Origin of the sequence: Cupriavidus necator, assembly GCF_040578825.1 — a bacterium.
In the GTDB taxonomy this organism is placed as follows: Bacteria; Pseudomonadota; Gammaproteobacteria; order Burkholderiales; family Burkholderiaceae; genus Cupriavidus; species Cupriavidus necator_E.
In genome coordinates this window covers 40791-46790 of record NZ_JBEFLI010000059.1, presented here as the reverse complement: position 1 = coordinate 46790, position 6000 = coordinate 40791, and the positions used below count along the sequence as shown (strand labels likewise).

The window sequence follows — 6000 nt, the reverse complement described above, 5'->3', positions numbered from 1 at the left end:
CCGCGCGCGGGAGAGGGGTGGGGGTGAGGGCCGGAGCGTCAACGAAGCAAAACGCGTCGGTATGCCACCGCCTGCCCAGCCCGTCTCCCGCAAGCGGGAGAGGGGAGAAAACCGGCAGGATTCAGAACTGATCAGCACTTAGCAAAAAGCCCGCAATTGCGGGCTTTTTGCATGAGACTGCGCACAGAACCAATCAGGCAAACGAATAAAACACCCTGAACTGCACCTTCCGCTCGCCCCAGAACTCGGCGGCATCGCGGAACACATCGAGCAGCACCTCGCGCCCTTCCTTGTCGAATTTCTGCGCGATCGGCAGCCCTTCCAGCACGATCACAAACCCCGGCTGCGGGCCGGCCTTGTAGATCATGTCGGTCAGGCAGTCCGCCAACGCGTCGAAGTTCTTGCCGAAGTGCTTCGGGAAGGTGAACGAGGTCGCGATGGTTTCGAGGATCTCCGCCTTGCTCGCGCAATGCGCGCAGTTGGCGTACAGGAAATGCTGGCCAAGATCCGCGGCCGCCTGCGCCAGCGCGGGCACCCGGAAGGCGCGGATCGACTGGACGATGTTCGGACGCACCGTCTTGAACAGATTCATGGCCCCCTCGCTGGTGCCGTCGGCCCAGCCCGCACCGGTAGGCATGGCCACAGGCGCGGTCGCGGGCGGGAGTTTGTGCGTCAGCTCTTGGCGCGGCATCATCAGCACGTTGTCGTATAGGTTCTGGGCCTGCTGCTGAGCCCGCTGCCAGCCATCTCCGGCGCCGCGCTCTTCGCGGGCGGCAAGGGCGTCGCCCAATCCGAAAATGTCAGTCATCATTTGATTATCCGTTTGAAGCTGTTGTAGTGATCTTCCGTGTAGTAACAATCGTTGGCAGCGCGTTGTTCCCCGCCGCATACGATCCGCTTGGCTCCCCGGTTCCGGCTTCTGGCGCTCTTGACCGTGTATTCGCGGTAATACCCGCGTTCTTTCTGCGGCAGGATGCGCTCGTAGTTACCGAATCTGGACCCGTCCTTGTCATACGGGAACGGGCCACCGGTTTCGATCCGGTCCAGGGTCTGCCGTGCTTCGTTGGGCAACTGCTGCACTGCAATGGTTCCCAACCCTTCGGTTTGCACCTGCCGCGCCAGCGTCGGCTGCGCCAGGGCCAGCACCAGCGCCGCGCCGGTCATGGACCGGGCCAGCATGCGCGTTGCGTGCCGCATCAGAGGAACTTGGAAACCCACGTTGCTTGTCTTGGTTGAACCGGAAATCGAGCCTGCCGCTGGTTGGGTAGACGATCTGTCCGGGCCACCCTGGCCAGCGCCCTGCGCCACCTGAAGGAGCGCGATGGATGCCGGCCGCACCGGGGCGCTCATGGCGAGCGCCTGCCTGTATCAAAGGCGTAAGGTTACGCGCATGCACGCAATTAATCAATCCCGGCCCTTTGGCAGCGCTATTTCTTCAATTGTTTCAATATGTTAAGCGTATGTGTGCGCATACTAACCCCTTACATACCGACACAAAAAAAGCCGGGGCAAGCCCGGCTTCTGGTCACATTTGTGATGTGACGTCTTAACGCTTCGCAGCGGCATCGACCACGACCAGCGAGGTCATGTTGACGATACGGCGCACCGTCGCCGACGGCGTCAGGATGTGCACCGGCGCCTTCACGCCCAGCAGGATCGGCCCGATCGCGACGTTGTTGCCCGCGGCGACCTTGAGCAGGTTGTACGAGATATTGGCCGCATCGATGTTCGGGCACACCAGCAGGTTGGCTTCGCCCTTGAGCGTGCAGTCCGGCACGAGCTGGTCGCGCAGCTTCTGGTCCAGCGCGCTGTCGCCGTGCATTTCGCCATCGACTTCGAGTTCCGGCGCGCGCTCGCGCAGGATGGCGAGCGTTTCGCGCATCTTGCGGGCCGAAGGCGCCTCGGAAGAACCGAAGTTCGAATGCGACAGCAGGCCGACCTTGGGCTCGATGCCGAAGCGCTTGAGCTCTTCGGCAGCCATCAGCGTGATCTCGGCCAGTTCCTCGGCGGTCGGGTCCACGTTGACGTGGGTGTCGACCAGGAAGATCTGGCGGCCCGGCAGCACCAGGCCGTTCATCGCCGCGTAGACCTTGCTGGTGCCGCCCAGTACCTGGTCGATATAGCGCAGGTGTGCAGCGGTGTTGCTGACGGTGCCGCAGATCATGCCATCGGCCTCGCCCTGCCTGACCAGCATGGCGCCGATCAGCGTGGTGCGGCGGCGCAGTTCCAGCTTGGCGTACTGCGGCGTGATGCCCTGGCGCGCCATCATGCGGTAATACGTGTCAGAGTAATCGCGGAAGCGCTCGTCGTGCTCCGGGTTGACCAAGGTGAAGTCCACGCCGGGGCGCAGGCGCAGGCCGAAGCGCTCGATGCGGTGCTGCAGCACGGCCGGTCGGGCGATCAGGATCGGGTTGGCCAGCTTTTCGTCGACGATGACCTGCACCGCGCGCAGCACGCGCTCTTCCTCGCCCTCGGCGAAGACGATGCGCTTCTTCTCCATCTCGACCTTGCGCGCGGCGGCGTAGATCGGCTTCATCAGCGTGCCCGAGTGGTACACGAACTGCTGCAGCTGGAGGCGGTAGGCGTCCATGTCCTCGATCGGACGGGCGGCCACGCCCGACTTCATCGCGGCTTCCGCCACGGCCGGGGCCACCTTGACGATCAGGCGCGGATCGAACGGCTTCGGGATCAGGTACTCGGGGCCGAACGACAAGTCCTGGATGCCATAGGCGGTAGCGACGATGTCGCTCTGCTCCTGGCGCGCCAGCTCGGCCAGCGCATTGGCCGCGGCGATTTCCATTTCGCGCGTGATGGTGGTCGCGCCGCAATCCAGCGCACCGCGGAAGATGAACGGGAAGCACAGGACGTTGTTGACCTGGTTCGGGTAGTCGGTACGCCCGGTGGCCATCACGGCGTCGGGGCGCACTTCCTTGACCAGCTCCGGCGCGATTTCCGGGTTGGGGTTGGCCAGCGCCAGCACCAGCGGCTTGTCGGCCATGCGCTGGACCATGTCCTGCTTGAGCACGCCCGCGGCGGACAGGCCCAGGAAAATGTCGGCGCCGTCGATCACTTCGGCCAGCTTGCGCTTGTCGGTCTTTTGCGAGAAGCGCGCCTTTTCCGGGTCCATCAGCTCGGTACGGCCTTCGTAGACCACGCCGGCCAGGTCGGTCACCCAGATGTTTTCGATCGGCAGGCCGATATCGACCAGCAGGTCCAGGCAGGCCAGCGCGGCCGCGCCGGCGCCCGAGGCGACCAGCTTGACCTGCTTGATGTCCTTGCCGACCACTTTCAGGCCGTTGATGATCGCCGCCGCCACCACGATGGCGGTGCCGTGCTGGTCATCGTGGAAGACGGGGATCTTCATCTTCTCGCGCAGCTTGCGCTCGACGTAGAAGCACTCCGGTGCCTTGATGTCTTCCAGGTTGATGCCGCCGAAGGTGGGTTCCAGCGCCGCGATGATCTGGACCAGCTTCTCGGGGTCCTTTTCATCGATTTCGATATCGAACACGTCGATACCGGCGAACTTCTTGAACAGCCCGCCCTTGCCTTCCATCACGGGCTTGGAAGCCGCGGCACCGATATCGCCCAGGCCCAGCACGGCGGTGCCGTTGGTGATCACGGCGACCAGGTTGCCGCGCGCGGTGTAGCGGAAGGAATTGGCCGGATCGACCACGATCTCTTCACAGGCCGCGGCCACGCCCGGCGAATAGGCCAGGGCCAGGTCGCGCTGGTTCGACAGCGGCTTGGTCGGCGTAACCGAGATCTTGCCGGGGGTCGGAAACTCGTGGTACTCGAGCGCCGCTTTGCGCAGCGCCTCACGCTGCTGCTGTTTCAGATCGTCTTGGGACGGGGGCTGCTGAGGGCTGGTCATCGGCGCATCTTCCAATCGGTGGAGCCGTCATTGACGAGGCTGGGACGATCGGCGGACCGGCTCCACGTGTCCGCCCTTCTCTTCCTTTGGAACCCAGCATTTTATATAGTGAAATACTATTTCACAATAAGCGTTTTACTTGGGGCACCTTTGCGATTCGGTACAATATGCCCCAACCCCGGGGCCAACACCAGCAAGCGTAGCGCCGCCCGGCGGATGCGGGGTGTCCCGCTGCGGTCATGGCTGTCATGCACGGCAGTATCTTGCTGAAATGCCAAGGGCACCGCATGCTGGCGCGCTGTGTGGACGCCGCGCCAGTCGTTACGCAATCCTCACGCAATCGGTAAGCTTGCGCGCGCAACGCCCCCGCCAGCAGCATCCCCCAATGCCTTTCCCGTCCTGCCGGCCGGGCCAATCCACCGCACAGCGATGTCCGACGCCCAGTCCGCCCAGCCCCAGCTTTCCGAATTCGACCTGATCCGCCGTTATTTCACCCGGCCGGTGCGCAAGGCCGCGCTGGGCGTGGGCGACGACTGCGCGCTGATCGAGGGCCGCCCGGGCCATCACCTGGCCATCAGCACCGATATGCTGGTCAGCGGCCGGCATTTCTTCCCGGATGTGGCGCCGCGCGCGCTCGGCCACAAGGCGCTGGCGGTCAACCTGTCAGACCTCGCCGCGATGGGCGCCGAGCCGCGCGCCTTCACGCTGGCGCTGGCGCTGCCCGAGGCCGATCCGGCCTGGCTGGCCGAACTGGCCGCAGGCATGCTTGAACTGGCCGATGCGCACGGCTGCGAACTGGTCGGCGGCGATACCACGCGCGGACCGCTGACGCTGTCGCTGACGGTGTTCGGCGACGTGCCGGTGCGCGCGGCGCTGCGCCGCGATGCCGCACGCCCGGGCGACGATATCTGGGTTTCCGGGACCCTCGGCGACGCGCGCCTGGCACTGGGTGACTGCCGCGGCGAATGGCTGCTGCCCGAGCCCGAGTTCAGCCAGGTGCGCCCGCGCATGGACACGCCGACGCCGCGCGTGGCGCTGGGCATGGCGCTGCGTGGCGTGGCTCATGCCGCACTCGATATCTCCGACGGGCTGGTGGGCGACCTCGGCCATATCCTGGCGCGCTCGCAGGTCGGCGCGCTGGTCGATGTCGATGCGCTGCCGCGCTCGGCTGTGCTGGCCAGCCAGCCGGAGGCGATCCAGCGCGAATGCGTGCTGGCCGGCGGCGACGACTATGAACTGTGCTTCACCGCTCCGACCGGCAACCGTGACGCCATTGCCGCGATCGCCGGGCGGCTGGAACTGCCGCTGGTGCGCGTCGGCACCATCACGCCGGAACCCGGATTGAGGCTGGTCGACGCGTCCGGCAACCCGACGCGCTACGAGGGCGCCAGCTTCGACCACTTCGCTTCCCCCTGACACCGGCGCATAGCCGTGTCATGATGCCGGCATCGGTGCGCTGCAGCGGGAAGGGAGTCCCGCGCCATGCGGCGCAACGGGGCCGGAACATCAGGCCATAACCATAAGCAGCATCCGCATCACACGAGCCAGACTGATGTCCACCTTGCCTCCCGGGGCCGCGCCGCGCGACCCCGCCCTGACCCTGGAAGCCGGCCAGACCGTCAAGGTCACGCGCCCCACCGCCCGCTTTATGCTGGCGCATCCGGCCCACCTGATCGCCTTCGGCTTCGGCTCGGGCCTGTCGCCCGTCAGCCCGGGCACGGTCGGCACCCTCTATGCCTGGCTGACGTACACGGTGATCTCGCTGTGGATCGAACCCATCAGCTGGCTGTGGATCATCGCCGGCGGCTTCCTGCTCGGACTGTGGGCCTGCGCCCGCACCGCGCGCGACATGGGCGTGCACGACCATGGCAGCATGGTCTGGGACGAGATCATCGCGTTCTGGCTGGTGCTGGCCTTTGTCATGCCGACCGGGTTCTGGGGGCAGTTCGCCGCCTTCCTGTGGTTCCGGCTGTTCGATATCGCCAAGCCCGCGCCGATCGGCTACTACGACCGCACGCTCAAGGGCCCCGGCCTGCGCGGCGGCTTTGGCGTGATGTTCGACGATATCTTTGCCGCGTTCTACACCCTGCTGGTGTTCGCGCTGTGGCGCTCGTTCTGAAACGCGGCCA

General features: G+C 65.5%; 5 protein-coding genes. 2 read left to right on the top strand and 3 right to left on the bottom strand.

The features are described 5' to 3' along the window. Positions 1-193 precede the first annotated feature (193 nt). The 3 genes from AB1I47_RS24765 to AB1I47_RS24755 all read right to left on the bottom strand — a co-directional run bounded on the left by AB1I47_RS24765 (position 194) and on the right by AB1I47_RS24755 (position 3871). Positions 194-811: a barstar family protein gene (locus AB1I47_RS24765; RefSeq protein ID WP_354686355.1), complete on the bottom strand. Its 618-nt coding sequence runs from the start codon at positions 809-811 to the stop codon at positions 194-196. Beyond that, entirely contained in the window at positions 808-1179 is a 372-nt protein-coding gene (locus tag AB1I47_RS24760) for a guanyl-specific ribonuclease (RefSeq protein ID WP_354686356.1), read from the bottom strand. Before AB1I47_RS24760 ends, AB1I47_RS24765 begins: the two co-directional genes overlap by 4 nt. A gap of 367 nt (positions 1180-1546) precedes the next feature. Next, positions 1547-3871, bottom strand: coding sequence for an NADP-dependent malic enzyme (locus tag AB1I47_RS24755; protein ID WP_354686354.1), 2325 nt, complete (start codon positions 3869-3871; stop codon positions 1547-1549). A 429-nt stretch (positions 3872-4300) separates the two neighbouring features. Here AB1I47_RS24755 and thiL point away from each other — a divergent pair, with 429 nt between their 5' ends. Beyond that, positions 4301-5287: a thiamine-phosphate kinase gene (gene thiL / locus AB1I47_RS24750; RefSeq protein ID WP_354686353.1), complete on the top strand. Its 987-nt coding sequence runs from the start codon at positions 4301-4303 to the stop codon at positions 5285-5287. A 136-nt stretch (positions 5288-5423) separates the two neighbouring features. After that, positions 5424-5990 (top strand): phosphatidylglycerophosphatase A family protein, encoded by a 567-nt coding sequence (locus tag AB1I47_RS24745; RefSeq protein ID WP_354686352.1) that lies wholly within the window; start codon positions 5424-5426, stop codon positions 5988-5990. The last annotated feature ends 10 nt before the right edge of the window (positions 5991-6000 follow it).

Excerpts from the sequence above, each read along its gene's own strand:
- AB1I47_RS24765 (WP_354686355.1), bottom strand. The coding sequence starts at position 811 with ATGATGACTGACATTTTCGGATTGGGCGACGCCCTTGCCGCCCGCGAA.
- AB1I47_RS24760 (WP_354686356.1), bottom strand. The coding sequence starts at position 1,179 with ATGCTGGCCCGGTCCATGACCGGCGCGGCGCTGGTGCTGGCCCTGGCG.
- AB1I47_RS24755 (WP_354686354.1), bottom strand. The coding sequence starts at position 3,871 with ATGACCAGCCCTCAGCAGCCCCCGTCCCAAGACGATCTGAAACAGCAG.
- thiL (WP_354686353.1), top strand. The coding sequence starts at position 4,301 with ATGTCCGACGCCCAGTCCGCCCAGCCCCAGCTTTCCGAATTCGACCTG.
- AB1I47_RS24745 (WP_354686352.1), top strand. The coding sequence starts at position 5,424 with ATGTCCACCTTGCCTCCCGGGGCCGCGCCGCGCGACCCCGCCCTGACC.